This is a genomic window from Carnobacterium divergens, from assembly GCF_900258435.1.
Lineage (GTDB): Bacteria > Bacillota > Bacilli > Lactobacillales > Carnobacteriaceae > Carnobacterium > Carnobacterium divergens_A.
The window spans coordinates 2,332,640-2,357,555 of record NZ_LT992558.1; the positions used below are offsets into that span (position 1 = coordinate 2,332,640).

The following is a 24,916-nucleotide window of genomic DNA, read 5'->3' on the forward strand; positions in this document are numbered from 1 at the left end:
ACTACACCTCATCCTTTAGTATATAAACCGTTATTTATTCTCAGTACAAGTGTATAATAAAATAACTTTACTTTCAACTTATTTATTAAAATAATTTTTACCGAACATTATTAATTGAAATAAAATAATAAACCTATTGAGTTTCATTTCATGAATGCTCAATAGGTTTATCATGTTCAATTTATTTTTAGTTCATAAACTCCCGAACCTCTTCCCCAATCCTTTCAGACTGCGTATGGTGCAAGTAGTGGGTGCCTGTTAGTTCGATCACTTTGCCTTTGTCTAAATGTTCCACTTGTTTTTGATGAAGTTCTAGCCAACCGGCTACTTCTGCATCGTCTTTTACAACGAAGAGTAGAACGGGTAGATTTTTTGGAAAGGTTTGTTTATTCGCTAGCTCGAAGCTTGCGTTTAATGCTTTGCCTTCGTTTCGAAGGGTTTGATTCCCTCCATTTTTCATTGTTATCAGACGAATTTGTTCGTTAGTTTTTGCATCGATCGCTTCAATTTTTGATCCTTCTGGATTCAGTTTAGTGATTGTTCTAAGAATTCCCGCCTTTTGGACAAAAGTGATTAGGTTGTCGTTAAAGCCAGGCCATGGTTGATTTGATGTGCTCGTGTCGATTCCAACAAAGGCTTTTAGCTGTTCTGGATACGTGTTAGCGTAGTTTAAGCTGTAAATGCCTGAAATGGAGTGTCCCATCAAAATAAAGGAATCTAGTTTTAATTGTTTGGTGACTTCATGGATTTCTTCCACCATGTTGTCTGAAGTCCGTGGTCGTTTTGTTTGACTGCTTAGGCCGTAACCAAATGGCTCAATCATGATCACTCGATAATCCTTTTTGAGGTTGTTCATTAAAGGTGTAAAGTCAAGCCCAGGACTTGCTGTACCGTAACCTGTTAATAATACGATGGTTTCCTTGCCCTCACCTTTGCCTTCATCTAAAATATTCATTTTCCCATCAAAAACAGAGAGCTTCTTTCCGTAGTTCTCAATCCGCGGAGCTTCGCTTTTTAGGCTTAGGCGATGTGCCGTATAGATTCCAGCCAAGGCTAACACAATGATGCCAATCAAGGTTGCCACAATCATTCCGATAAGATGGAAGAAACGTCGAATTCCAGTTTTTTTAGCTTTTTTAGTTGTTTTCATGTGCGCCCTCTTTTTCTATCATTATTTTTTTGATATTTTCAATCAAATCATCGCTTAAAATAGGTAAGCCAATTCCGTCTAATACATATTTTGATGCGCCAAGCTTCTCCCAGAAGGTTTCTACTGTGTTTGGATAAAGTGAAACGATAAACCATGTGCTGAGTAGCAACACCACGATTTCGCTAATTTGTTTAGGGTATTGAATGTTTAGAGAGCCGTCTTGATTGCCTTCATTAAGGTAAACTTCTACTTGGGGTGCAATGAATTCATTACAGTTCATCATGTACATCATAAAAAATTTAGGATTATTAAATAACGAATAGGTCAATGAAAAGGACGCGCCTACTTCTTCGTTAAATAAGGTTTCTAAAAATAAATGCTGAATTTTTTCTAAACCGTTTAAATCTTGACGATTGGAAATGGCTTCGATGTATTTTTTTTCTGGCAATAAGCGTTTGATAACGCCATCAACAATTGCCTCTTTTGATGCAAAATGGTGATAAATTGCCCCTCTAGATAAGCCATCTAGCTCGTTAACAATGTCTTGAATCGTTGTTTTCTCATAGCCTTTTTCGGTGAATAAGCGTGTCGCTGTATCTAAAATCAATTTGATGGTTTCTTCGGTATTGTATTTTTTTGCCATTTTTCTGTCCCTTTCTAAAAAAACATTCATTCGGTATGTTTTTAGAATACAGGTTTATTTTCTAGTTGTCAACTTATTTCGCCTTAAAAAAAAGAACTCACAATGAGTTCTTTTTATTTCCAATTGCCTGTTAAGATTTCGCCACGATCCGTTGCTGGTTGTGGGCTTGGCGATAGTTTTGATAATTCTTGATAAAATTCTTCGGTCATTTCAAAATTAACGGCTTCTAAACTAACTGCTAACTGCTCCATGTTTCTTGCGCCAATAATCGGTGCTGTGATTCCCTGATGATAGTTTACCCATGCAATCGCTAAAGGTGCGGGATGTACGCCTAATTTTTTGGCAAACTGCGTAAATTCAGCTGCGATTTTAAAGTTTGTTTTTTCTCCATAACGCTGTGCGTAGCGCTGATCTTCCACAAGTCGCCCACGGACAGGTCGCTTGGTTTCACCGTATTTTCCTGTTAGTAAGCCACCACCTAGTGGACTATAGCTAATCACTCCCATTTTTTCAGCTTGAGCCATTGGTAAAAGCTCTACTTCGGCTTGACGCTTCACTAAATTGTACATGGGTTCCATCAATTCAAAGGGGGAATAGCCGTTCTTTGCTTGAATTCCTAGGGCTTTTTCAATTTGCCAAGCTGACCAATTGCTGACTGCGGGATGCAGAATCTTTCCTGCTTTCACAAGTTGATCTAAGGCTTCAAGGGTGGTTTCCATTGGGGTATTGTGATCAAAATCATGAACAAAATAAAAATCAAGATAGTCGGTTCCTAAGCGTAATAGGGTGTCATCAAGGCTTTTGAAGAGATTCTTTTTAGAGAGACCTTTTCCATTAGGATCTTCTGATGTTGGCCAATAGACCTTTGACGTTACCACGTATTTTTGGCGTTCTTTTTTAATAAATTCTCCTAGAAATAATTCTGCTTGACCATTGCCGTAAACATTCGCTGAATCAAAAAAATTAATGCCTTTTTCAACAGCAGCGTGAAACATTTTTTCTGACTCTGCTTTGTCGGCAGTGGAGCCAAAGGACATGGTGCCAAAAGCAAGTTCTGAAACTGTGATACCTGTTTTTCCAACGGTTTTAACGTTCATTTTCATTTCCTCTTTTCTGTTAGTTCATTTACACCTTACACATTTTGTACTAACTTTTTCAGCCTTAGTTTACACCTTGAAGTTCACTCTAGGTCAAGTGAAAGTGCCTTTTTAGAGAGCAAAAAAAACAAGTTAGACTCCCTTCTATTTTAAGAAGGTCTAACTTGTTTTTAAGATTTTTGAACGTTTGCCTTAAAGTTCTGTTTTAATACATTTAGTAAGACTACCACGTGATTTTCTAGTTGATTTTTTGCACCATAGACGAATGTGAGGGTCTCTTTTTGACTTTTATTCGTTAATTCTACTAGTTTTTCCACCGCTTTTGGATTGGTTAGTAGTTCCTTTTGATACACTTGGCTAAAAGCTTCAAATTGATCCAGATGTTGGTGATACCACTTGCGTAATTCTGTTGAGGGGGCAATTTCTTTTGCCCATTCCGTAAGATGAGCTCGTTCTTTCGATACGCCTCTTGGCCAAAGGCGATCCACTAAAATACGTTCGCCATCGGTTTCTTGATAGTCTAGGTAAATTCGTTTCATCGTAATCATTTTGCTCACTCCATATTGCGCTAAGTTTTAATCCTTTTCTTCTTTGGTAAAGGCCACTGTTTTATTTAAAAAGAAGGGGTTGTAAAAGGCTACGCCACTAGAAAGAGGCAACACTGAATCATGTAGCTGGATGTGTAAGACTTCTTTTAAATAGCTACGTCTTGCAACGATTCGTGCCCATAAATCAGGGTAGTCTTGTTTGATTTCATTTCGCAAAGCTTCATCTGCAAGAGCAATGCCATTTTCACACCCAACGCCGCCATAGCCTTTAACCGATGGGATAATGTCGATTTGGAAAAGCATTCCTGATTTCAGTGGGATCGCGGAATCTTTTTTTATTGGAGAAGACATCCACTCTTCGTCTGCTGTTAAGTGTCCTGGATTTAAATGCCAGCCAAAGCGGGACTTAGGTAGAACCTCTTCTATTAGTTGGTAAAGCTCTTGACCTTCCACGCCAATATCAATGGCTTCTAACCAATTGACTACTGCGTTATAGTAAGGCTTCGCCACGCGTTCCAAGTATTCCTGTTGATCACTCGGCAGCTCTGAAACTTGGCTTACTGCGTAACCGCCTCGACTTGCTAAACCACCTTTAAAGCCGGTTGTAATCGACATTTTATCGCCTAACTGGACACGTTTAGGGGATGGGTATAGGTTGGCTTGTTCAAAACGCTCGCCGGTTGCTGCAATTGGAACAACGGTTGGATTTTGACCGTATTTGGTTAAAAAAGTGCCTAATTCCATTTCTGATTTTCCAACTTCGATGGCTTCAATTGTTTCTAACACACAGTCTGAAGCAAGTGACGAACCGAATTCGTAATGGGCAATTTCATTGGCATTGTTTGTTGTTTTGGCACCATAGGCTGCATCAATAAAAAGATCGGAACGGTTTTCAATAGTTCCCTTGGTTACGACTGATTGAATGGCAGAAAGCAGATAGCTTGGGACGTCAAAGAGTGTGCGGTTGTTTTCAGACACTGCTGTAAACATTTTCCAACCAACAACCCCCACATTGCTTGCCTTTGTTAAGCCTGCTTGTTCAAAGAGAGTTTCCAATTTTACTTCGCCATCCATCGGTTGATCCGGTAATGAGAAGAAGGGACAGTGAATCAAATCGGCTCTAATTCTAGCATGTTGGGCCATTTTTGTATTTTCGTTTCCTAGCATTAAAACCGCTTCGCCAGTTTCATGTAAAATTAAAACGCCTTCCTCAAAACGCGTCACAAAACCCGTTAAATAAGAAAAATTCCCGCCATGTTCAAGATCACCGTAAATGACCAATGAATCTAAATTTTCTTGCTTCATGAGCGTTAAAAGCTTGTCCTTGCGTTCTTTAATGGTTTCATCCGTTAGCGGAATCGTGATGCCGCTGTTATCTGTCATTGGATAGGCCACTTCGGTTAGATTGATTGTATTTAACATGATATCCCCCCACTTTTCTATCAGTTTTTCTGATAAACTTGTTATTCTTATCATAACCTTTGGCTTACGGATAAGCAAATGAAAGTCAAAAAAGCACTCCCTATTGGTTGCTGGTGAGTGCTTTCATTGATTCGATTTTCTTATTCACTTCGCAAAATCTTTTCTAGTTTTTTGCCTTTAGCCAATTCATCAATCAGCTTGTCTAAATAGCGAATCTTTTGCATCAAAGGATCTTCGATTTCTTCTACTCGAATGCCACAGACAACGCCTTTGATTAAATCCGTATGTGGGTTCATTTTCGGTGCTTCGTCAAAAAATGTTTTAAAATCAACTTCTTTTTGGATTTGCTTTTCTAAAGTGGTTTCATCATACCCCGTTAGCCAGAAAATCAGGGTGTCCACTTCTTCTTTGGTACGATTTTTACGTTCTGCTTTTTTTACATATAACGGATACACACTTGCAAAGCTCGTAGTGAAAATGCGGTGCTCAGACAATTCCAACGCCCCCTTTTCTTCTTATTATAGCAAGAACGTGGTGTTTATTATACTGAATGGCTTTATTTTTTTACCAAGGCTGACTTGTTGGTCCTACTGTAAATTCACTTACATTTACATCTGCTGGTTGATCAATGGCATATGCGACAATACTTGCCACCCGATCTGGACTGATTCCATGTTGCTGGTACAATGCTGTCATACCCTTTGCTGTCTCTTTATCTGTAATTGTGTCTAATAATTCTGTATGAATGGCTGCTGGGTAAATCGTTGCTGTTCGAATATTCGTTCCTTCTTGAGCGGACTCTATTCGTAAAACTTCCATTAAGTCTCGCACTGCCCACTTCGTTGCTCCGTAAACAGCACTGCCAGGATAGGCCTTCAAGCCTGCTACCGAAGATGTTGCAATAACATGTCCTGATTTTTGTTCAATGAATAACGGCAATACTGCGGCAATTCCGTTTAAGACACCTTTAATATTGATGTCAATCATTTCGTTCCATTCTTTGACCTTAAGAGCAGATAGCGGTGAGCTTGGCATAATGCCTGCATTTAGAAAAATCACATCGATTTTTCCATAGGTTTTTTTAGCAAAGGCTACTAAATTCTGATTGTCTTCCTCTTTTGTAACATCTGTGACGAAATAAACAGCTTCACCTGAATCGGCTTTAATTTCGTCTACAAGTTTTATCAGGTTCCTTTCTCTGCGGGCAGCTAAGACAAGTTTTGCGCCCTTTTTAGCTAGCAACTTAGCGGTTGCTTCTCCGATACCAGATGAAGCTCCTGTGATAATGACGACTTTTCCTTTTGTGGTCATTGTGTTTTTCTCCTTTAAATTCTTATTTTCTGCACTTCATAAATAAACTTTCAAAAAATATTAGCGATTTATTTCACGCATTATTTTGGCTGGACTTCCTGCTACGATGACATTTGCTGGTACATCTTTCGTCACCGTAGAATCTGCTGCAATAATGGCATTTTCACCCACTGTAATACCCGGTAAAATAGTAACGTTCGCTCCAATCCAAGCGTTCTTTTTGATCCGAATAGGTGCTACGCTAAGTCCACGGCGTTTTTTTGGGTCCGTTAAGTGATTGACTGTGATTAAGCGCGCGCATGGACCAATCAATACTTGATCCTCAATTGTAATGCCGCCTAAATCGACAAAGGTCACATTTTGATTGATGAAAATATCCTTGCTAAAGGTGATGTGTTTGCCAAAATCACTGTAAAAGGGTTGCGAAATGTTAACTGAAGCATCAACTTCCTTACCAGTGATTTTTTTTAAATAGTTCTGTATTTCTTGTGGGGTATGATAGTGGCTATTTAATTCCATCACTAAGCGCTCATTGTCTGCTTTTACAGTGTGAATTTCTTTATAGAGTGTCGTTTCTGGTAGTATTTCTTTGCCAATTAGTTTTTCTTGTAGTGTAGGTTTAAGCATACTTTCCCTCCTAAACATAAATTATTTTACTACTTTATTGTAATGGGTTACGTTATACTTAACTAATACTTATATACAATAGTTAGCTATTGTTTTTAACTATAGGAGGTGTTTTAAATGGAATTGCGTGTTTTAAACTATTTTTTAACCGTAGCTAGGGAAAAAACAATTAGTCAAGCAGCACAAGTCCTCCATCTTTCTCAACCTACTCTTTCAAAACAATTGAAGGAATTGGAGGAAGAACTGGGTGTGACGTTATTTGAACGTGGCAATCGATTCATTACGTTAACGGAGGATGGTGTTTATTTGGTCAACAAGGGGAAAGAAATTCTTTCTTTAGTTGATTCAACCACTGCTAATTTAATTAAAAAGGATCGTATTAGTGGGAAAATAACCATTGGTGGAGGTGAAACGCTGGCCTTTCAGTTGATTGGGAAAGTTCTTTATCACTTAAGGGAAGAACACCCTGATATTCAATTGGAACTTTATAGTGGGAATGCGGATGATGTGTTGGAAAAAATTGACAAAGGTGTGCTGGATTTTGGATTGGTGATTGATCCTGTTGAAAAACAGAAGTATGATTTTATTCAGTTGCCTTTGGTGGATCGTTGGGGGTTAATGGTTCATTCAGCTAGTCCTTTGTTTTCTAAACAAACGATTTCTCCTAAAGATATTGAAACGGTTCCTTTATTGGTTTCTAATCAATCTTTTGTGGATACTCAATTAGCTGAGTGGTTAGGGGGAAATTTGGATCATTTAAATGTAGTGGGCACCTATAATTTGCTCTATAATGCTTCTTTATTAGTAAAAGAAGATGTGGCTAGTGTACTTTGTATTGATGGCATTATCAACACCGCTGGTACGAATTTAACCTTCATTCCATTAATGCCAGAGTTGACTGCCTCCATCAGTATTGTTTGGAAAAAGGATTCATTTTTTTCAAGATCTGCTACTGCTTTTTTACAGTGTATTCAGTCGATTTAACTCCCTTACTTACAAAAAAGGCTTTTCTCTAAAAACAAAACCATGAATGAGTTTATTTTTAGGAAAAGCCTTTTTGCTTATTTAGTTGAGGGTTTTTTCAGCTTAACGATAATAGACTTCATCCAGAAACAGTCCATGAGAAGGAGCTGTCTCACCTGCATGTTGTCTAATTCTATTTTTAAATATCTCTTCAATTGCACTTACTTCCAGCGTACCTGCTCCAATTTCTAAAAGGGTGCCCATGATAATTCGAACCATATTGTACAAGAAGCCATCCCCTACAAAAGTGAAATGGAGTAAGCTGCCTTCTCTTTGAATAGAAAGCTCGTCAATGGTTCTAACCGTTGATTTTTTCATTTTTTTAAGAGATGAAAAACCAAGAAAATCATGGCTTCCTACTAATAGGCTACAAGCTTGATTCATTTTATCAATGTCTAACGGTTGAGGATAGTGTAAGCTATAGTAACGTTCAAAGGCAGAAGGAATGGCATCATTCCAAACATAGTAGCTGTACTTTTTACCTGTCGTGTTATAACGCGCATGAAAGCGCTCAGGAACGTCTTCTACTTTTTTTATGATAATGTCTTGTGGTAAGTAACGGTTCATAAAATCAAGCATTTTTTCTCGCTCCATGGTTGTCTCCGTTTTAAAATTTGCCACCTGTCCCCTTGCGTGGGCGCCAGCATCGGTTCGTCCTGAACCGATAATTTCAATTTTTTCTCCTGTGAGTTGGGTTAAAACACCTTCGATTTTCCCTTGAATGGTGTTATCAGAATCTCCCAGCCTTTGCCAGCCTAAATAGCGTTTTCCATCGTACTCAATTGTTAGTTTGATATTTCTCATCGTTTTAGTTTGCTCCTCTGATTGCTTAGATTATTTCTTGTGGATGTATTTATTTGTTTATTGTAGCAGTAATGAGGGGAATTCACAATTGGGTGGTTTTTGTTCAGTTACATTCTAATTTTTAAGTATCCATTATTGAGTTCGTCTAAACGGTTTAACAAACTATCCCCTATTTCATCGTAAGAGACAATATGAGTCAGTATCTCTTGTACTTCTGCTAGACCAATTTTTTTACTCTAGGCTAGGTTACAATCAATCTCTAAAAGAAGTATTAACCGTTTTGTTGCAATCCTTAGTCTTCTCTCCTCAATAAAGTAATGCGTTTCACCTCGCAACTAATTTCTTTACCATGTGATAGTTGATTAGGTTTTCACCATTTCGATGATTGTCTTGTTTTCTCATCACTTCTAAACCCATTTTCGTAAAAAATGGAACTGCTGTTATTGAAGCATCTGTATAGATAGACGCCGCTTTTTCTAACACTGCATACTTCTCTAATTCATTGAAAACGAAGCGACCTACACCTTGATGGATCATAGTATAAGAAATATAGAATAAATCAAGATACCCTTCGCTTGTTATATTGCCAAATCCCACTAAAGTTTCGTCTTTAATAGCCACTAAACAATAGCTAGTTGTTAACTTCTCATGCCACGAATCAAGGTCAGGCTTTTTTTGAAGCCACTCATTTAATTCAGCTTGACTGTAATCCTTACTATTTACCCTTTGAATGGTGCTGTTAAATAGCGTTACGATAGCTGGTAAATACTTGCGATTGTATCTAACTAAACGAATCTCCATTTCATTCATTATGATCTTTTTCATGTTTATGCACCTTTCACTATCCGATTTTTTGCTAATGTTCTTTCGCCATATCTCTGACAATCAATTGGGAGGAGTTGTTTAAAAATCAATCGCATATAAAACCGAATCATCCAGTTTAGTGAAGCCCGTGGATTGATAAAATTTTTCAGCTGGCATATCTCGATCCGTGTCTAAAATAATCGTATGAACTTCGTCAGCCACTAGCTCATTCTTGATTTTATTCATAAATAATTTTCCGTAACCTCTACCTTGAAAAGCTGGATCTATACAGAATGTGTCGAGGTGGTACTGATTTCCTTTATACCACGATCTTGTAAAACCTAATGCGATTCCTATCATCATTTGATCTTTTTCTAAAATAAAGGATTTTTCCGTGTTCATCTGGGTTAAACGTTGAAAATGCGCTACGATATCCTCTACTTTATTTTTTTCATTCCAAGGTTCTTGGCTAAATGTTTTGACGTAAAGTTCAGCTGCAATTGTCCTATCTTTATTGGTTAATTTTCTGATGTTCATTGTTTCCTCCAAATAAGTTCTTTTTTTAAATTATACCGACTATTTTTAAATAGTACAAATGTAGCTTTTTGGAGATAGATGATGGTTGATTTCTTTTTTCAATAACAAAGAATCTAAGAAATTCTAGACGTTTGGAGAAGCAGTATAGTATGGTTTTTTAATAAAAACGCCATCAGGAATAGTAAGCTATTCTACCTTTTAAAGTCAAAAAAACTCGCCTAAAGCGAGTATTCTTAATCCATTTAAACGATTTTCCCTGGATTTCCAACTACTGTACAATTACTAGGTACATCCTTTGTCACTACTGCGTTAGCTCCTATTTTAACATTATCCCCTATCGTTACCGCTAAGATAACTGCCCCTGCTCCAATAGAACAATTATCTCCAATTTCAGCAGCTTTTTTATTAGGTCCATCTTGTGCAATTGTTACATTTTGAAATAGTTCACAATCTCGGCCTATTTTAGCATAATGAGAAATTACAATTCCATTCAGTCCGTGCCTAAGAATTGGGGGAGATTTAAATTGAGCTCCACCACCTATTGCAGTTCCCATCGTGGCATTGTTAAAAGCATCGGCTTTTTTTATCTTATAAAACCAAAGGAAACACTGTAAAATTAACTGCTACAGATACCTCCATGGAAATTGGAACCCTTCAATATTTAATTGCCAAAGAAGATTCTAATGGACAAATTTGTATCTACGCTAAGAAAATAGACGCTGATACTGAAAAGCGCTAGCCAATGCCAATTAAAATCTTTATCAGCATTAGTCAATGCTAAAGTCTGTTCATCATTACCAAAATCTCTAACAGTTTGACTTTTTGATTCTCTCTTACGACTTGCAGTAAAATAACCAAAGAAGCCTTCTTCTATACGTACTTGAGTTTGTCGTCTTAGCTTCTCGATTGTTCCTGTCGTAATAACAATCATGTTGTAGCCCGAATCTGCTGCCTTATTCATTAATGCAATAAAATTGCCAGTTTTTCCAGATTGAACATCACCAATAACTAGACCCTTTTTCGAAAAATCACCTTGAAAGTTAGGATCACCAATATTATTCATGATCGTATCCATAGAGTTACTAATAGTCGTCACAACATTTGATGAATATCCTGCAACATTTTGAAGATACTTCTCATACGCATCAAACCTCTTGCTTCCACGATCTGCACGAGTCTCCGTAAACCATTTTGGACTTGGTTCAGATAATATCATTGCTGGTTCTAAACTAGTAGGTACAATAGCTAAAATTCTGTCAACCATCTCCTTGAATGTTTCTTCATTCATTTCAAAAATTTGTTTGAATAATTTTAGATGAGCTTCAATATCTTCTGGAGTTTGTTTTTTTTCACTCTCAACAGCATTCTTAGCGGTATTAAAATGTTTTTCTACTAATTCATAATCAATCATTTAATTCACTCTCAATTCTAGCCAATAAGGCTGTTTTTTTTGAATAAACTTCTGAATATTTCAGACTATTTAATAATAATTTTTTACTTTCCTTACTTGTTTGGTTATTAATTAACAACATTATTTCTTCATAGACCTTATCATCTGACTCATTTTGTTTCTCAATTTCTCGGTCAGATGCCATATCATACTGAATACTTTCTATTGGTAAATGTTCTTCTATCTGTTTCAATAACGCCAAAAATAATCTATTATCTGAATCTTGTAAATTATCTTGGAGTTGTTTTATTAAAGGGTTTTCAATATTTAAATGATAGCTAACTTTACTTTCTTTCTCGATACGATTAAAAACATATTGAAGATTATCTTTATTTCGTTTTATTCCACGATGTTTATATACCTTTTCAGATTCTCCAATACTTTTTGTAATTATATTTCTAAGTTGAGTTCGAAGGCTCCTTGGAATGATTAATTGCGACTTCTTCACATCTATTTCCCAAAGATCATCTATTGTATTAGGAATATCAATCTGAATTTTAGCTAAATTGGCTAATTCATTTGGACGAACAAGTTTAAACCATTTTCCCCAAGCGATTAATCTGCGATTTCTATAAATATATAATCCTGGGCTCAACTGGTTATGCTCATATTTTTTCAACATATGTCTTTCTTTTTGTGTCAATCGCTTTTGATAAGGAATGATATAGGGTTTAACATCAATTTTCACGTTACGAATGCTCTCCAAGATCACATCTGGTGATTTGGGCTGTGTTGCTTTATTGTCAGTAAAAAAAGGATCAACAAAATCAATTTCTCTATCGTTAAAGGTAATTATTAATTTTTTTTCTTGTAAATAACGGTGAAATACTAGTGATAAATGATCTTCAGTTCTCTCTAATACTTCATCAAAATTAGCCATGAAATTAGCATGTTGCTCTAATTTATCAAATTTTTCCCAAATAACAATCGTACCAGATTTTAGTTTTGTTAATTCATCAAATTTAATTGTATTTTCAATTTCCTTATCATCTAAAACTTGAACAGTCCAAGCCATATTACTTTTAACTACATCTAAATCCCATATAGCACCAGAAACTTCATCTTCCTTAATTGAAATCACAGTCAATTTTCTACACTGGCTAAATGTGGCCATTTTCAGACCAAGCCCAAAACGACCAAGGTCTCCTTTAGCACGTACATCTGATACAGATTTAGATCCGTATCTCATTGCTTGTAATAACTCTTTTTTTGACATACCATACCCATCGTCAAGAATAAGCACATATTTTTGTTGGTTATCAAAAAAAACATCTACTTTTTCAGCAAGTGCCGAAACTGAATTATCAATTATATCAGCTATGGCCGTTTCAAATGTATAACCAACAGACCGTTGACTTTCTATAAGATTAGAAGCATCAGGAATTAATTCATAATAGCTACTCATAAAGATAAACCCTTTCAATTTTTCATAATTTTTTTGTATCAGCAAAAATCTATTCGCCATTTTTATATTTAACAAATTTCATTAATAAGTACCTTATATCTTCATTTCTAATTATAACTCTAGGGTTAAACTTACATCATTATATGCTATACACCATAACTGTAAAACCAACTAGAGTTTTCATATCTCTTTGCATATTAACTTCTCTTTCACGACTCTCTCATAAGCAAAATTCACACATATCAATTATATTGTACCATAGTAGATTCAAACTTAAACATAAATATTCAAACCTTATATAGTATCTATTCTAGAATATAATAAACAATCGATTCATTAGATAAAAAAAGTATACCATACATGATTATTTCAGAAATGATATGTAAAAAGAAAGTACTCAATGAACAATACGAACAACAACAAAAATAATAGCTGAACTATTATTAGAACTTAAAAGTAAAATTGAACTCTTTCCTCCATAAAAATCCTTACATTTCAAAATCTGAAATTGCCATTGGAAAAGAAAAAATACTAGGTAAACAAAAATCATCTAGTATCCCCTATGATATTCTTTCAAAAAAATTTCCTATACCTTGAATAAATCTCCTACGAATGAACAACGATAAAAAATTTCAGTTGAAAAAAAACTGTTGAGACTATTGGCAATATCAAATTAAGTAATAGAAAGTCAAAGAAAGAAAACGAGGCTGCTATGAATTATCATCCAGAAGACGATAATCTCCTTATGCGCAATGGCAGTTAATAACTTAGAGAATATTATGTACCCTGTTGGCCATAAAGATTCCAAGATGACTCGACAAGTATATAACTACTTCTATCCCGAACGTAAGGAGCGTAGTGCTGACTAATTTGCTCATTTTATTGAAAAGGAAAAATATCTTTTCTGAAAGAAATTGTAGTTAGTTTTGTAGTTAGTTTGCTTTTTAAAAAAAAGAAGCACCAGAAGCATTGATAAATCAACGTTTCTAGCGCTAAAAAATATTTTATCCTACACTGCCTTCCATCTCATACTGAATCAATCGATTCAACTCCACCGCATATTCCATCGGCAGTTCCTTCGTAAACGGCTCCACAAAGCCCATAATAATCATTTCAGTCGCTTCTTGTTCACTCAACCCACGACTCATTAAATAATAAAGCTGCTCCTCAGAAATCTTCGAAACCTTCGCTTCATGCTCTAAAGAAACGTTGCTATTACGAATTTCATTAAATGGAATGGTATCTGATTTCGATTTGTCATCCATAATAATCGTATCGCACTCGATATGTGAAATCGAGCCTTCACTCTTACGGCCAAAGGTTACTTGTCCGCGATAGTTTACTTCCCCGCCATCTTTAGCAATCGATTTTGAGACGATTGAGCTTGAGGTGTTTGGTGCGTTATGAATCATTTTTGCACCAGTATCTTGGTTTTGACCTTCCCCTGCAAAGGCAATTGACAACATCGTGCCACGTGCGCCACGGCCATCTAGGAAGATACTTGGGTATTTCATCGTTGTTTTCGCGCCTAAGTTTCCGTCAATCCATTCCATTGTTGCGCCTTCTAAGGCTTTGGCTCTCTTCGTTACAAGATTGTAAACATTGTCTGACCAGTTTTGGATTGTGGTGTAACGACAATAGGCATCTTTGCGAACAAAAATTTCTACGATGGCAGCGTGTAAGCTGTTGGTTGTATAGCTTGGTGCGGTACAGCCTTCTACATAATGCACGCTTGCTTCTTCATCCACGATAATTAAGGTACGTTCAAATTGTCCCATGTTTTCTTGGTTGATTCGGAAATAGGTTTGTAAAGGAACATCACATTTAACGCCTTTTGGTACATAGATAAAGGTTCCACCTGACCACACCGCTGAGTTTAATGCGGCTAGCTTATTATCTGTTGGTGGTACAAGCTTAGCAAAGTACTCTTTAAACAATTCTGGGTACTCTTTTAAGGCTGAATCTGTGTCGGTAAAGACAATCCCTAATTTTTCAAATTCTTCCTTCATGTTATGGTACACCACTTCTGATTCGTACTGAGCGGATGCGCCGGCTAAATATTTCTGCTCTGCTTCTGGAATTCCGATTTTTTCAAAGGTTTCTTTGATTTTTTCAGGTACGTCGTCCCAGTCACGGGCGGCTTTATCACTTGAACGGCTGAAATAAGTGATAGCATCGAAATCGATATCGGATAAATCCGGTCCCCATGTTTGCATGTGCATTTTATTGAAGGTTTCTAAGGCTTTTAAACGGAAATCTAGCATCCATTCAGGTTCATCTTTAACTCTTGAAATCTCGCGAACAACGTCTTCGCTTAAACCGGTTCCGGTAGTAAAGACCGATGTGACCTCATCATGAAAACCAAATTGGTAATCTTCTAATTCTGGTACTCCACTCATGTTGGATTCACTCCTTTTGTTTTGTTTTTAAGGTTCATCAGTCACAATGTAAATGACTGTTTAGTTCAGTTTGATTGCCTTCGGTTAGTGCTTTTTCTAAGGCCTTCCAGCCAAGGGTTGCGCATTTAATTCTCGCTGGAAATTTTGCCACGCCGCTTAGCATTTGGGCGTCTCCTAGTGCGTCTGGATTGGTCAGCTCTTCGCCTAGTACTAATTTTGAAAAATCGTCTACTAGCGCTAAGGCTTCTTCACGGGTTTTGCCAATCACAGCATCTGTCATCATACTCGCGCTTGCCGTACTAATCGAGCAGCCGCTTCCTGAAAAACGAATGTCCTTGACTATATCCTGCTCAACTACAAGCTGAATTTGAATCACGTCCCCACAAGTAGGGTTGTTTAATTCTATCTGATTGGTTGAGGCATCTAAGATTCCGTGATGATGTGGATGACTTGAATGATCCAAAATCACTTGACGGTATAAGTTGTCTAATCTAGAAAGGGCCATTGGTGAAAAACTCCTTTGTCGCTAAAAGGGCTTTGATAAATGTATCGGCGTCGCTTTTAGTGTTGTAAAAATAAAAACTTGCTCTTGCTGTCGAATTGACTTCTAAATAATTCATTAACGGTTGCGCGCAATGGTGCCCCGCTCTTACCGCTACGCCTTCCATATCCATCGCCGTTGCCAAATCATGAGGATGAACGCCTTCAAGATTAAAGGTAATCACACCTGTTCGCTTCGCTGGATCAGTTGGGCCATAAATCGTAATTCCTGGAATTTCTTGAAGCTTTGGCACTACATAGGCCACTAATTCTTGTTCATAGTGATGAATGTCTTCCATGCCTACTTCTGTTAGATAATCAATCGCTGCACCTAGGCCAATTGCTCCTGCTATATTCGGCGTGCCTGCTTCGAATTTCCAAGGCAACTCTTTCCATGTACTGTCTTCAAGGTACACAAAATCAATCATTTCCCCACCAAATTCAATCGGCTCCATTTTTTCTAGTAGGCTGCGTTTGCCATATAAGACACCGATGCCGGTTGGCGCTAGCATTTTATGGCCACTAAAGGCGTAGAAATCAACATCTAACTGTTGCACATCGACTGCCATATGTGGGACTGATTGCGCGCCATCAACAACCATCACCGCTCCTACTTGATGAGCGATTTCAGTTAATTCTGCAATCGGATTGACTACTCCTAACACGTTAGAAACGTGGGTGATCGCTACGATTTTGGTTTTTGCGGTAATCAGTTTTTTAGCACTGGCTAGATCCAATTCACCAGTTGGTGTTAACTCAATATATCTAAGAGTTGCTTTTTGTTTTTTAGCTAGCTGCTGCCACGGGATGATATTCGAATGATGTTCCATATAGGAAATCACAATTTCATCACCTTCGTTGACATTCGCTTCCCCAAAACTTTTAGCGACCCAATTTAAGCTGGTTGTTGTTCCTCTTGTAAACAGAACTTCTGCCGTTTCTTTAGCGTTAATAAAGGTTTTGACCTTTTGACGGGCTAGTTCGTACTTGGCAGTTGCTCGTTCTGCTAACGTATGAACCCCTCGATGTACATTGGCATTGTCTCTTTGGTAATACGTCTTCAACGCGTCTAAAACCTGCTGTGGCTTTTGGCTCGTTGCGGCATTATCAAGGTAAACCAGTGGTTCGTCATTGATTTCTTGAAAAAGGATTGGAAAATCTTTTTTTAAGGCCTTGGCATCAATCATATGCTTAGCTTCCTTTCAATAACGTCTACTAGTTCCTCTCGCACAGATTTTACTGGAATTGCTGCAATAACAGAACCTAGGAAGCCACGAATGACTAGGCGTTCAGCATCTACCTTTTTAAGTCCACGACTCATTAAATAATACATTTCTTCTGGATCAACACGACCAACGCTGGCTGCATGTCCAGCAGTGACATCATTTTCATCGATTAAAAGAATCGGGTTCGCATCGCCACGAGCCTTGTCAGATAACATCAAAACACGACTTTCTTGTTGAGCATCTGCTCCTTTTGCGCCTTTGATAATATGACCGATACCATTAAAGGTTAACGTCGATTTGTCACGAATCACACCATGCTGCAGAATATGGCCAATAGAATGACGTCCGTAGTTGGTCACACGTGTATCGATTCCTTGAATTTGTTTGCCCATGCTGATTGCCACGATTTTCACTTCACTGTGACTGCCTTCGCCAATCAAATCTGAATCAAAATCAGCAACCATATCGCCATTGTTCATAATGCCTAGTGCCCAATCGATTGTTGCATCTTTCAATAGATGACCACGTCGGTTAAAGTAGGTTGTTGTTGCTTCCCCTAGTTGATCTACAGCTGAGAATTTCACCTTTGATCCTGGTTTAGCTACCACTTCTACAATGATATTGGCTAGGTTTTTTTCAGTTCCAATTGTTTCGTATTTTTCTACATAGCTAAATTGACTGTTTACGTCAGCTAAAATCAATACGTGCTTCACAAAGTTTTCTTTGACTTCACTATTTTGGATAAATAAGGCTTCAAGTGGCTCTTCAATCACCACGTTTTTCGGTACGTATAGGAAAATCCCACTGTTCATAAAGGCTGCATGAAACGCCGTTAATTTGTCTTCATCTGCTTTAACAGCGTATTGCATATACGCTTCTTTCACTAAATCAGGGTGTTCTTCTAGTGCTGTGAAAATATCAGTAAAAATAACCCCTTTTTCAATTAATTCCATTGGCAACTGCTCAAAAGCTGTTTGACGGCCAATTTGAATTAGTTTAGGTCCATCATTTTTGTCATCAATAAATTCATTCGCTAACATCACTGCTTCTGTTTCAGCAGCAATGGTTGGGTCTTCCAGTAACGGCCAACGATTGATTTTTACTCTTTCAAAAAATGGCAATTCTAGCCCATCTATTTTATCTAACATACTTAAACGTAAATCCAACATCCATTCAGGCTCAGCGTGACTTAATGAAAAATCACGGATGGCGTCAAGATGGGTTTTAAAAGTTTTCTCTGTCATCTTGAATCCTCCTTAGTCTTCGTCTAATACGATGTCAATTCCTAGCTCATCGCGAATTCCTTTGTATCCTTCTGCTTCTAAACGTTTCGCAAGCTCTGCGCCACCGGTTTTAACCACAATTCCGTTCATCATAACGTGTACTACGTCTGGTGTGATGTAGTTTAACAGGCGTTGGTAATGGGTAATAATCAATGAACCAAAGTTGTCGCCACGCATTGCATTCACGCCTTTTGATACCACTTTAAGCGCATCGATATCTAAGCCTGAATCAATTTCATCTAAAATTGCAAAGGTTGGTTCGATCATCATTAATTGTAAAATTTCATTGCGCTTTTTCTCTCCGCCTGAAAAGCCTTCGTTTAAATAACGTTCAGCCATTTCTTCTGGCATATCTAAAATCGCCATTTTGCTGTCTAATTTTTTGATAAAGTCCATCACTGAAATTTTATTGTCTTCCTCACGTCGTGCGTTGATTGCAGCACGCATAAATTCAGCATTTGTGATTCCAGCGATTTCACTTGGGTATTGCATCGCTAAGAAAAGACCCGCGCGAGCACGTTCGTCTACTTCCATTTCTAAGACATTTTCGCCGTCTAATAGAATTTCGCCTTCTGTTACTTCATAGCTAGGGTGACCCATAATGGCTGCAGATAAAGTTGATTTACCTGTTCCATTTGGTCCCATGATGGCATGGATTTCCCCAGTTTTCATTGTTAAATTAACACCTTTTAAAATTTCTTTGTCTTCAATTGACACATGTAGATTTTTAATTTCTAAAACTGCCATTTTTGTATCCCCTTTGCTATCTATTTCTACACAAACTATCTGTGTGAGTGTCTTCTTTGACCTTCCTCTATTTTAGCCCAATTGAGAACCTTTCGCAATCAAATACACTAAAAAAGTCTTGAAAAACAAGCGAATATCCTATCAATTTAGAATTTTTATCAAGTAAGTGCTGTTATCATTAGATTCTCATGCTTACTATTAATTAGCAATTCTTTTTGAAATAGTGTAAAATACTATCTTATAGAAAGTGGGGATTATGAAATGAAGCCAATTATTGGAATAGCAGGAAATTTATTAACAAAACATGCGGATGTCTTTCATGATAATCTTGTGACTTATACGCCTCAAGGTTTTGTTGACGGCGTTCAACAGGCAAATGGTTTGCCATTGGTTTTCCCAATTGGAAACCCAGCAGACGCCAAAGCCTATATTAACCAAATCGATGGACTCTTATTAGCTGGTGGGCAAGACGTCGCTCCTTCCTTTTACGGAGCAGAACCTAGCCTTAAACTACAGGAAACTGAACCTCGTCGTGATTTCTTTGAAAAAGCCTTGATTGAAGAATCCTTAAAACAAAAAAAACCTATTTTTGCGGTTTGCCGAGGCATTCAAATTTTAAACAGTGTGCAAGGTGGAACACTTTATCAAGACTTATCAGAATACCCTCAATGGAGCGTCCAGCATTTACAACCCAGTATTCCGACTGTTGGCAGTCATTCCGTTAGTATCGATTCTAAAAGTCATTTAGCTTCATTGCTAGGAACTTCTGTGTTGGTCAATTCTTACCATCACCAAGCAATCAAAGAGTTGGCTACTGATTTTGTCGCAACTGCATGGAGCACGGATGGTTTGGTGGAAGCTTATGAAGCAAAAGATCCTACGCAAAGTATTGTGGCTGTCCAATGGCACCCTGAATTGATGCAGGCAACCGATGAGAAAATGCAAGGGTTGTTTAATGATTTTATTGAACGAGCACGTCGTTAAAAAGCAACCTCACTAGTATAGTTTTTCTATGCTAGTTTTTTTTATTTAAACAGTCAACTTATCCACGTTACGATTTTTAATGGCTCCTAAAGCGATTCAATCGTTCTGCTCTCTTTATTAGGTCCTTAATTTTTTTATTGTGCCCCTTTTTCTTTTCATTTTCAAAAATACTTATTTTTTCTGCTATAATAAACTAAATTCTAACTCTAAGGAGCTGACACAATAATGAAAAGACTCCCCTCTAAAAAAGGACCCATTGACGCGATTATTACGTTTCTCAAACAGGTTCCGTCTTATGAAAAATCTGTTCAAAAGCATTCGATTAAAAAAGATACTTGTCTGTTAAAACAAGACAGTCAAAAGCAAACTGTTTTCGTTGTACTGGATGGTTATTTAGCAGTTGAAGTACATAAGCAAGACGAAAACACTCAAATTACGACCTTCGTAACACCTTTTGATTTTGTAGGAATTCGCTCCTTTGCACAATCTGTACACTATGATGAGCAAAAAAAAATAAAAATAAGCGCTTTGACAAACGCTGAAATTCTAGTGATTGATAAAGAATTTCTACTAACAGCGTTATCCATGCACCCCACATTAACTGATTTATTATTAGGAATTGTTGCTGAAATCTTCCAAAGACACTACGCGATTATGGATATTGTTGCAAAAAAACCAACAGAGCGGTTAAAAAATGCATTGCTTTTTTTAGGAAGAGAGATGGGGACCTATCAGGATGAGGAAATTATTTTGCCGGATTTCCTTTCTCAAGCGTTATTAGCGAAATTTTGTAGAACATCCCAAGCCAATGTTTCTAAAGAGTTTAAAATTTTATTGGAAGAACAGTTTATTAAAAATAGTAAAAAACCAATTATTTTAAAAAATACCCCTTAATTTGTGACAAATGTGAACCCTTAGAGTTTCAAGGGGAAGTATCCAATTTTTTATTATATCTGTACTAAAAGTAAAAGCCATTTATGTTTTTAACATAAATGGCTTTTTTTTTTCACTTTATAGTATGGATAAGCGTATGACTACACTCATACAGTCAAACGGAAAGGAGTAAAAAAATGAAATTTGACCATCAACGAGCAATTTACCTACAAATTGTAGATTGGGTAAAAATAAAAATTGTTACAAAGCAATGGGCAACAAGTAAACAGGTTCCTTCAGTAAGAGTCCTATCCCTTGAGTTAGGTGTGACTCCTAATACTGTGCAACGAGCTTACAGTGTCTTAGAAGAGGAGGAATTGTTAATGAGTAAACGTGGCAAAGGAAATTTTGTTACAAGTGATTTTAGTTTGCTTGAGGGTGTAAAAAAACAATTAGCAACTCACCATGTCTCACATTTCTTTCAAGAGATGAAATCCTTAGATTATTCCAATAACCAAATTCATGAGGAATTAACCCTTTTTCTTCATGAAAAAGAAAGAAAGGAAGGAAACACATGACTAAAGAAAAAGAGTTACTATCTGTCGAACATGTACAAAAAAAAGTAGGAAACCGTACTGTACTAAAAGACGTTAGTTTTAAATTAAACAAAGGTAAATTAGCCCTCTTGATTGGTTCAAATGGTGCAGGTAAAACAACCTTACTAAATGCGTTAAGCGGTCAAAGGGACATATTACAAGGATCTATTCACTTTGAAAATCACTTGCCCACAGACAGGTCTATAAAAACAACTGCATTATTAAGAACCAAAACATCTTATTTAGCTTCAGACTTAACCTTTCCACCTCATTGGCATCTTAGCGAAATTTGTCACTATGGCGGTGCCCTTTTCCCTGATTTTGATGCTACTTCTTTCAAAAGATTCATTTTAACTTTTCGATTAGAAAAAAATGAAACGTATCAAAATTTGTCTTTAGGAGAACAAATGAAAGTAAAATTAAGTTTTATTTTAGCTAGAGAGGTACCTTTATATCTGCTAGATGAACCTTTTGCCAATTTAGACTTAGAAACAAGAGTCGATTTGGTTCGTTTGATTCTTTCAGAAACCTCGCCAGACGCCAGCTTCATTATTGCAACGCATTTAATCGGTGAATTTGAACAAATCTGTGATGAAGCCTTAATTCTCAAAGACGGAGTCATAAAAGAACATCTTGAAATAGAGTCCATTAGAGAACAATCTCAACAATCTTTGATTGAATTTTATCAAAAGGAGTGGAGAAAATGAAAGCAAGTTTTTTGTTCTATTATCAGTTATTAAAGCAAAAATGGCTTACCATTTTACTTGTCCAAATAAGCTTAAATTTGGTGAGTTTCAGCTTATTATTATCAAAAAATGGAAATAGAGGCTTAGAACATGGTTTGGTCCTCCCTATTTTATTTACCTTAGGCAGTCTGCTCTCTTGTGTGGTGCAGGTGATGAAACTCGATACAAATGCTAAAACAAAAACATTGGTTTCATTCACTCCTTTAAGCGAATTTAGAAAAACAATTACCAAATTTCTGATTATCTATATGTGGATTGTCTTATTCGTTTGCATCCAATTTCTATTTTCACTAATTTTTCAAACCTTGCTAACCGCTAACTTCGATTGGCAAAGTCTCTTATATCTCCCACAGTTGCTTCTCTTTTTGTGCTTATTCGCAACTATGTTTAGCTGTTATATTTTGCTTCCTTTTTATTGGTTGAGTCCCTTAATTCATTCTAAACCTTTTGCCTTTTTAAGTAGCCTTATATTCGCATTAACTTTCTTTCTTACCTTTCTCTTTGTTCAATCCCATTATGTCCCTTTTAGTTTTTCCCACACATTAACTATTTTACCAAATGTCCCCTTTTCTATTAGTCTGGAATCTCTTATTTGGAATCTATTCTTCATAGTTTGTATTCTCTTCATTGATACAAAGCTTAAAGCTTACTTTGCAATTAAAAATCGTTAGATAGGAGTGTCTGTTATGTTAGAAATGAAAAATATTAATAAGTCCTACCCTATCCAAAATGGAGGAGTAGAGACGGTTTTAAAAAATATTAATTTTACTTTTGAAGCTGGTGATTTTGCTGTTATTTTAGGACCAAGCGGGAGTGGAAAATCAACGTTGCTGAATATTATTAGTGGTTTAGACAATGACTATGAAGGAGAGGTATTGCTTTCAGGAAAACCACTTTCTAAAAAAATGTTAGATGACTATCATAAAAATACGATTGGCTTTATTTTTCAAAGTTTCAATTTAGTTCCACATATGAGTATTTTAGAAAATGTCAAAATGCCACTTTATTTAGATAAATCCTTATCTAATGAAGCGCGCAATCAACGTGCACAAAGCTTGTTAGACAAAGTCGGCCTAGGACCCTTTAGTAAAAAGAAACCTAATCAGCTATCTGGCGGTCAAAAACAGCGAGTAGCCATTGCCAGAGCGTTAGCAAATAATCCAGCTATCCTTTTTGCAGATGAACCTACCGGCGCACTTGATTCTAAAACAGCCCATGAAATTATGACTCTTTTAAAAGAATTAGCAGCTGATGGAAAAACGGTTATAATCGTCACCCATGAAGAAACGTATCTCAATGAAGCGACAAAAATTCTACGTTTAAAGGACGGCGTACTGGATGCTAGAGCAACCGATGCGCTCATTAAAAACAAGAAAATCCCTGTTTTAAATGAACAGAAAAAAACAAAATCAACACTGTCTATCTGGGCCATTTTAAAACTGGGTTTTAAAAACTTTATGAATCGAAAACTAAGAAATATCCTTGTAGCTTTTGGGACATCAATTGGAATTATTGCAATTTTAATCGCCTTAGGATTAGGAAATGGAGTAAATCGAGTAGTGGCTGATTTGTTCAATAATGCTTACTCTCCAAATCAACTAACTGCTTTTTTTAGAGCAGAAGGCACGAGCGGTCCACCTAGACCAACCACACCTTTAACAGCAAAAGAAATTGAAAAACTCGAAGCAATGTATGTCAAAGAGCACATAACAGAAACCTATCAAACCTCTTCTGTTGCAGGGATTAAATTTGAATACGAGGGTCATTTATTAGAAAAAGTCCCCCCTGCTAGCGCGCAAGAAGCTGTGTTATCGGCTAAACGTTATGAACAATATTCAATAGATGAAGGCTATTTATTAGCAGGTCATATGTTTTCTAAATCGGAAGAAGGAATACTACTCCCATCAGAAGCTGCCAAAGCTATTTTGAATTTAGACAATTCAGATGAATTAACTAAAGGAAATACTAAGGGACTGGTTGGGGAAAAAATTACTATCGTTGCTTCATCAAGAAATTCACAGGCAGGTACAGTTAAAATCGACACTCAAATAAGTGGCGTCCTTAACCCTGAATCGGAAGGTATGTCTCAAGGATTTTTAATGAGTCAACCTAGTTATGATAAATTACTAACAACAGGTTCACTGACAAAAGACATCTATACAGTTGATGGTTTTGCGACTTCCCCCGATGAAGTAGAGCCCTTAATTGAAAAATACCGTGAGGATCCTGCATTTAAAAATTATCAAATTACTAACGGCGTTGCCTTTCTTGATATGATTACTCAATTTACAACCATTATTGTGTATCTAATTGCTTTCATTGCAGGGCTATCACTAATTGTTGCAGGGGTAATGATTGCCGTTGTGCTGTATATCGGAGTTGTAGAACGTACCAAAGAAATTGGTGTCTTACGAGCGATCGGTTATAAAAAGAAACATATACGCTATTTGTTTATCAGTGAAGCCCTTTACATTATGATTGCGTCTAACATTCTTTCTGCCGGAATTGCTATAGGATTAAGTTTGCTAGCCAATCCCATCATTCAAAATCAAATTGGTTTTAGCCAGATGATTCACATTAGTTTGGTAAATATAGCAGTGACACTAGGCATTACACTCACATTAGGTATTTTATTTGCACTTTATCCAGCAAGCAAAGGTGCAAAATTAGATCCAACAGAAGCTTTACGTTATGAATAAAA

At 36.8% G+C, this 24,916-nt stretch carries 26 protein-coding genes and 1 pseudogene; 8 read left to right on the top strand and 19 right to left on the bottom strand.

From position 1 onward, the window contains the following. Positions 1–187: 187 nt before the first annotated feature. The 8 genes from CDIMF43_RS11740 to CDIMF43_RS11775 form a co-directional block, all read right to left on the bottom strand. The gene (locus tag CDIMF43_RS11740) at positions 188–1,150 is read right to left on the bottom strand and encodes an alpha/beta fold hydrolase (protein WP_109842097.1); all 963 of its coding nucleotides are present in this window, start codon (positions 1,148–1,150) and stop codon (positions 188–190) included. Then, positions 1,137–1,793 (bottom strand): TetR/AcrR family transcriptional regulator, encoded by a 657-nt coding sequence (locus tag CDIMF43_RS11745; protein ID WP_109842098.1) that lies wholly within the window; start codon positions 1,791–1,793, stop codon positions 1,137–1,139. The genes CDIMF43_RS11740 and CDIMF43_RS11745 overlap by 14 nt, the downstream gene beginning before the upstream one ends. Before the next feature lie 113 nt (positions 1,794–1,906). Continuing rightward, the gene (locus tag CDIMF43_RS11750) at positions 1,907–2,890 is read right to left on the bottom strand and encodes an aldo/keto reductase (protein ID WP_109842099.1); all 984 of its coding nucleotides are present in this window, start codon (positions 2,888–2,890) and stop codon (positions 1,907–1,909) included. Between the two features lie 170 nt (positions 2,891–3,060). Continuing rightward, positions 3,061–3,438, bottom strand: coding sequence for a DUF488 domain-containing protein (locus tag CDIMF43_RS11755; protein ID WP_109842100.1), 378 nt, complete (start codon positions 3,436–3,438; stop codon positions 3,061–3,063). Between the two features lie 27 nt (positions 3,439–3,465). Beyond that, positions 3,466–4,860, bottom strand: coding sequence for a M24 family metallopeptidase (locus tag CDIMF43_RS11760; RefSeq protein WP_199198170.1), 1,395 nt, complete (start codon positions 4,858–4,860; stop codon positions 3,466–3,468). Between the two features lie 140 nt (positions 4,861–5,000). After that, the gene (locus tag CDIMF43_RS11765; RefSeq protein WP_109842101.1) at positions 5,001–5,354 is read right to left on the bottom strand and encodes a DUF2200 domain-containing protein; all 354 of its coding nucleotides are present in this window, start codon (positions 5,352–5,354) and stop codon (positions 5,001–5,003) included. 70 nt (positions 5,355–5,424) lie between these two features. Beyond that, a complete protein-coding gene (locus CDIMF43_RS11770) occupies positions 5,425–6,171 on the bottom strand; it encodes an SDR family oxidoreductase (protein ID WP_109842102.1) in 747 nt (248 codons plus the stop codon). Between the two features lie 60 nt (positions 6,172–6,231). Then, positions 6,232–6,798, bottom strand: coding sequence for a DapH/DapD/GlmU-related protein (locus tag CDIMF43_RS11775; RefSeq protein WP_109842103.1), 567 nt, complete (start codon positions 6,796–6,798; stop codon positions 6,232–6,234). Between the two features lie 117 nt (positions 6,799–6,915). Here CDIMF43_RS11775 and CDIMF43_RS11780 point away from each other — a divergent pair, with 117 nt between their 5' ends. Beyond that, a complete protein-coding gene (locus CDIMF43_RS11780) occupies positions 6,916–7,782 on the top strand; it encodes a LysR family transcriptional regulator (protein ID WP_109842104.1) in 867 nt (288 codons plus the stop codon). Positions 7,783–7,884: 102 nt separating this feature from the next. Here CDIMF43_RS11780 and truA read toward each other — a convergent pair whose 3' ends face one another. From truA to CDIMF43_RS11810, 6 genes are all read right to left on the bottom strand, one after another. After that, positions 7,885–8,625 (bottom strand): tRNA pseudouridine(38-40) synthase TruA, encoded by a 741-nt coding sequence (gene truA, locus CDIMF43_RS11785; RefSeq protein ID WP_109842105.1) that lies wholly within the window; start codon positions 8,623–8,625, stop codon positions 7,885–7,887. Positions 8,626–8,949: 324 nt separating this feature from the next. Beyond that, on the bottom strand, positions 8,950–9,450 hold the full coding sequence (locus tag CDIMF43_RS11790) for a GNAT family N-acetyltransferase (RefSeq protein ID WP_109842106.1): 501 nt from the start codon (positions 9,448–9,450) through the stop codon (positions 8,950–8,952). 78 nt (positions 9,451–9,528) lie between these two features. Continuing rightward, the gene (locus CDIMF43_RS11795; RefSeq protein ID WP_109842107.1) at positions 9,529–9,966 is read right to left on the bottom strand and encodes a GNAT family N-acetyltransferase; all 438 of its coding nucleotides are present in this window, start codon (positions 9,964–9,966) and stop codon (positions 9,529–9,531) included. A gap of 242 nt (positions 9,967–10,208) precedes the next feature. Further along, on the bottom strand, positions 10,209–10,520 hold the full coding sequence (locus CDIMF43_RS11800; protein WP_109842108.1) for a serine O-acetyltransferase: 312 nt from the start codon (positions 10,518–10,520) through the stop codon (positions 10,209–10,211). 107 nt (positions 10,521–10,627) lie between these two features. Then, positions 10,628–11,377, bottom strand: a complete 750-nt coding sequence (locus CDIMF43_RS11805; protein WP_233218323.1) for a hypothetical protein — start codon at positions 11,375–11,377, stop codon at positions 10,628–10,630. Continuing rightward, positions 11,370–12,821, bottom strand: coding sequence for an ATP-binding protein (locus CDIMF43_RS11810; RefSeq protein WP_109842109.1), 1,452 nt, complete (start codon positions 12,819–12,821; stop codon positions 11,370–11,372). The genes CDIMF43_RS11805 and CDIMF43_RS11810 overlap by 8 nt, the downstream gene beginning before the upstream one ends. Before the next feature lie 725 nt (positions 12,822–13,546). Between CDIMF43_RS11810 and CDIMF43_RS13930 the strand changes: the two are divergent. Continuing rightward, a pseudogene (locus tag CDIMF43_RS13930) lies at positions 13,547–13,690 on the top strand (site-specific integrase); the annotation flags it as partial. Positions 13,691–13,825: 135 nt separating this feature from the next. Here CDIMF43_RS13930 and sufB read toward each other — a convergent pair. Genes sufB through sufC form a run of 5 tightly spaced genes read right to left on the bottom strand, consistent with a single transcriptional unit; the run spans position 13,826 to position 19,016 of the window. Continuing rightward, positions 13,826–15,220 (bottom strand): Fe-S cluster assembly protein SufB, encoded by a 1,395-nt coding sequence (gene sufB, locus CDIMF43_RS11815; RefSeq protein WP_109842110.1) that lies wholly within the window; start codon positions 15,218–15,220, stop codon positions 13,826–13,828. A gap of 37 nt (positions 15,221–15,257) precedes the next feature. After that, positions 15,258–15,725: a Fe-S cluster assembly sulfur transfer protein SufU gene (sufU, locus tag CDIMF43_RS11820; protein ID WP_109842111.1), complete on the bottom strand. Its 468-nt coding sequence runs from the start codon at positions 15,723–15,725 to the stop codon at positions 15,258–15,260. Next, positions 15,712–16,947 carry a cysteine desulfurase gene (locus CDIMF43_RS11825; RefSeq protein WP_109842112.1) on the bottom strand — a complete coding sequence of 412 codons (1,236 nt, stop codon included), beginning with the start codon at positions 16,945–16,947 and terminating at the stop codon, positions 15,712–15,714. The genes sufU and CDIMF43_RS11825 overlap by 14 nt, the downstream gene beginning before the upstream one ends. Next, positions 16,944–18,230: a Fe-S cluster assembly protein SufD gene (gene sufD, locus CDIMF43_RS11830; protein WP_074401746.1), complete on the bottom strand. Its 1,287-nt coding sequence runs from the start codon at positions 18,228–18,230 to the stop codon at positions 16,944–16,946. The genes CDIMF43_RS11825 and sufD overlap by 4 nt, the downstream gene beginning before the upstream one ends. 12 nt (positions 18,231–18,242) lie before the next feature. Next, complete coding sequence (gene sufC, locus CDIMF43_RS11835; protein WP_034568506.1) at positions 18,243–19,016, bottom strand: Fe-S cluster assembly ATPase SufC; 774 nt, start codon at positions 19,014–19,016, stop codon at positions 18,243–18,245. A 261-nt stretch (positions 19,017–19,277) separates the two neighbouring features. Between sufC and CDIMF43_RS11840 the strand changes: the two genes are divergently transcribed. From CDIMF43_RS11840 to CDIMF43_RS11865, 6 genes are all read left to right on the top strand, one after another. Further along, positions 19,278–20,000, top strand: coding sequence for a gamma-glutamyl-gamma-aminobutyrate hydrolase family protein (locus tag CDIMF43_RS11840; RefSeq protein WP_109842113.1), 723 nt, complete (start codon positions 19,278–19,280; stop codon positions 19,998–20,000). Positions 20,001–20,225: 225 nt separating this feature from the next. After that, positions 20,226–20,894, top strand: a complete 669-nt coding sequence (locus CDIMF43_RS11845) for a Crp/Fnr family transcriptional regulator (protein WP_109842114.1) — start codon at positions 20,226–20,228, stop codon at positions 20,892–20,894. A 176-nt stretch (positions 20,895–21,070) separates the two neighbouring features. Beyond that, complete coding sequence (locus CDIMF43_RS11850; protein ID WP_109842115.1) at positions 21,071–21,451, top strand: GntR family transcriptional regulator; 381 nt, start codon at positions 21,071–21,073, stop codon at positions 21,449–21,451. Continuing rightward, entirely contained in the window at positions 21,448–22,176 is a 729-nt protein-coding gene (locus CDIMF43_RS11855; RefSeq protein ID WP_109842116.1) for an ATP-binding cassette domain-containing protein, read from the top strand. The genes CDIMF43_RS11850 and CDIMF43_RS11855 overlap by 4 nt, the downstream gene beginning before the upstream one ends. Further along, the gene (locus tag CDIMF43_RS11860) at positions 22,173–22,886 is read left to right on the top strand and encodes a hypothetical protein (RefSeq protein ID WP_109842117.1); all 714 of its coding nucleotides are present in this window, start codon (positions 22,173–22,175) and stop codon (positions 22,884–22,886) included. Before CDIMF43_RS11855 ends, CDIMF43_RS11860 begins: the two co-directional genes overlap by 4 nt. Positions 22,887–22,901: 15 nt before the next feature. Further along, positions 22,902–24,914, top strand: a complete 2,013-nt coding sequence (locus CDIMF43_RS11865; RefSeq protein ID WP_109842118.1) for an ABC transporter ATP-binding protein/permease — start codon at positions 22,902–22,904, stop codon at positions 24,912–24,914. Positions 24,915–24,916: the final 2 nt, after the last annotated feature.

Excerpts from the sequence above, each read along its gene's own strand:
- CDIMF43_RS11740 (WP_109842097.1), bottom strand. The coding sequence starts at position 1,150 with ATGAAAACAACTAAAAAAGCTAAAAAAACTGGAATTCGACGTTTCTTC.
- CDIMF43_RS11745 (WP_109842098.1), bottom strand. The coding sequence starts at position 1,793 with ATGGCAAAAAAATACAATACCGAAGAAACCATCAAATTGATTTTAGAT.
- CDIMF43_RS11750 (WP_109842099.1), bottom strand. The coding sequence starts at position 2,890 with ATGAACGTTAAAACCGTTGGAAAAACAGGTATCACAGTTTCAGAACTT.
- CDIMF43_RS11755 (WP_109842100.1), bottom strand. The coding sequence starts at position 3,438 with ATGATTACGATGAAACGAATTTACCTAGACTATCAAGAAACCGATGGC.
- CDIMF43_RS11760 (WP_199198170.1), bottom strand. The coding sequence starts at position 4,860 with ATGTTAAATACAATCAATCTAACCGAAGTGGCCTATCCAATGACAGAT.
- CDIMF43_RS11770 (WP_109842102.1), bottom strand. The coding sequence starts at position 6,171 with ATGACCACAAAAGGAAAAGTCGTCATTATCACAGGAGCTTCATCTGGT.
- CDIMF43_RS11775 (WP_109842103.1), bottom strand. The coding sequence starts at position 6,798 with ATGCTTAAACCTACACTACAAGAAAAACTAATTGGCAAAGAAATACTA.
- CDIMF43_RS11780 (WP_109842104.1), top strand. The coding sequence starts at position 6,916 with ATGGAATTGCGTGTTTTAAACTATTTTTTAACCGTAGCTAGGGAAAAA.
- truA (WP_109842105.1), bottom strand. The coding sequence starts at position 8,625 with ATGAGAAATATCAAACTAACAATTGAGTACGATGGAAAACGCTATTTA.
- CDIMF43_RS11790 (WP_109842106.1), bottom strand. The coding sequence starts at position 9,450 with ATGAAAAAGATCATAATGAATGAAATGGAGATTCGTTTAGTTAGATAC.
- CDIMF43_RS11795 (WP_109842107.1), bottom strand. The coding sequence starts at position 9,966 with ATGAACATCAGAAAATTAACCAATAAAGATAGGACAATTGCAGCTGAA.
- CDIMF43_RS11800 (WP_109842108.1), bottom strand. The coding sequence starts at position 10,520 with ATGGGAACTGCAATAGGTGGTGGAGCTCAATTTAAATCTCCCCCAATT.
- CDIMF43_RS11805 (WP_233218323.1), bottom strand. The coding sequence starts at position 11,377 with ATGATTGATTATGAATTAGTAGAAAAACATTTTAATACCGCTAAGAAT.
- CDIMF43_RS11810 (WP_109842109.1), bottom strand. The coding sequence starts at position 12,821 with ATGAGTAGCTATTATGAATTAATTCCTGATGCTTCTAATCTTATAGAA.
- sufB (WP_109842110.1), bottom strand. The coding sequence starts at position 15,220 with ATGAGTGGAGTACCAGAATTAGAAGATTACCAATTTGGTTTTCATGAT.
- sufU (WP_109842111.1), bottom strand. The coding sequence starts at position 15,725 with ATGGCCCTTTCTAGATTAGACAACTTATACCGTCAAGTGATTTTGGAT.
- CDIMF43_RS11825 (WP_109842112.1), bottom strand. The coding sequence starts at position 16,947 with ATGATTGATGCCAAGGCCTTAAAAAAAGATTTTCCAATCCTTTTTCAA.
- sufD (WP_074401746.1), bottom strand. The coding sequence starts at position 18,230 with ATGACAGAGAAAACTTTTAAAACCCATCTTGACGCCATCCGTGATTTT.
- sufC (WP_034568506.1), bottom strand. The coding sequence starts at position 19,016 with ATGGCAGTTTTAGAAATTAAAAATCTACATGTGTCAATTGAAGACAAA.
- CDIMF43_RS11840 (WP_109842113.1), top strand. The coding sequence starts at position 19,278 with ATGAAGCCAATTATTGGAATAGCAGGAAATTTATTAACAAAACATGCG.
- CDIMF43_RS11845 (WP_109842114.1), top strand. The coding sequence starts at position 20,226 with ATGAAAAGACTCCCCTCTAAAAAAGGACCCATTGACGCGATTATTACG.
- CDIMF43_RS11850 (WP_109842115.1), top strand. The coding sequence starts at position 21,071 with ATGAAATTTGACCATCAACGAGCAATTTACCTACAAATTGTAGATTGG.
- CDIMF43_RS11855 (WP_109842116.1), top strand. The coding sequence starts at position 21,448 with ATGACTAAAGAAAAAGAGTTACTATCTGTCGAACATGTACAAAAAAAA.
- CDIMF43_RS11860 (WP_109842117.1), top strand. The coding sequence starts at position 22,173 with ATGAAAGCAAGTTTTTTGTTCTATTATCAGTTATTAAAGCAAAAATGG.
- CDIMF43_RS11865 (WP_109842118.1), top strand. The coding sequence starts at position 22,902 with ATGTTAGAAATGAAAAATATTAATAAGTCCTACCCTATCCAAAATGGA.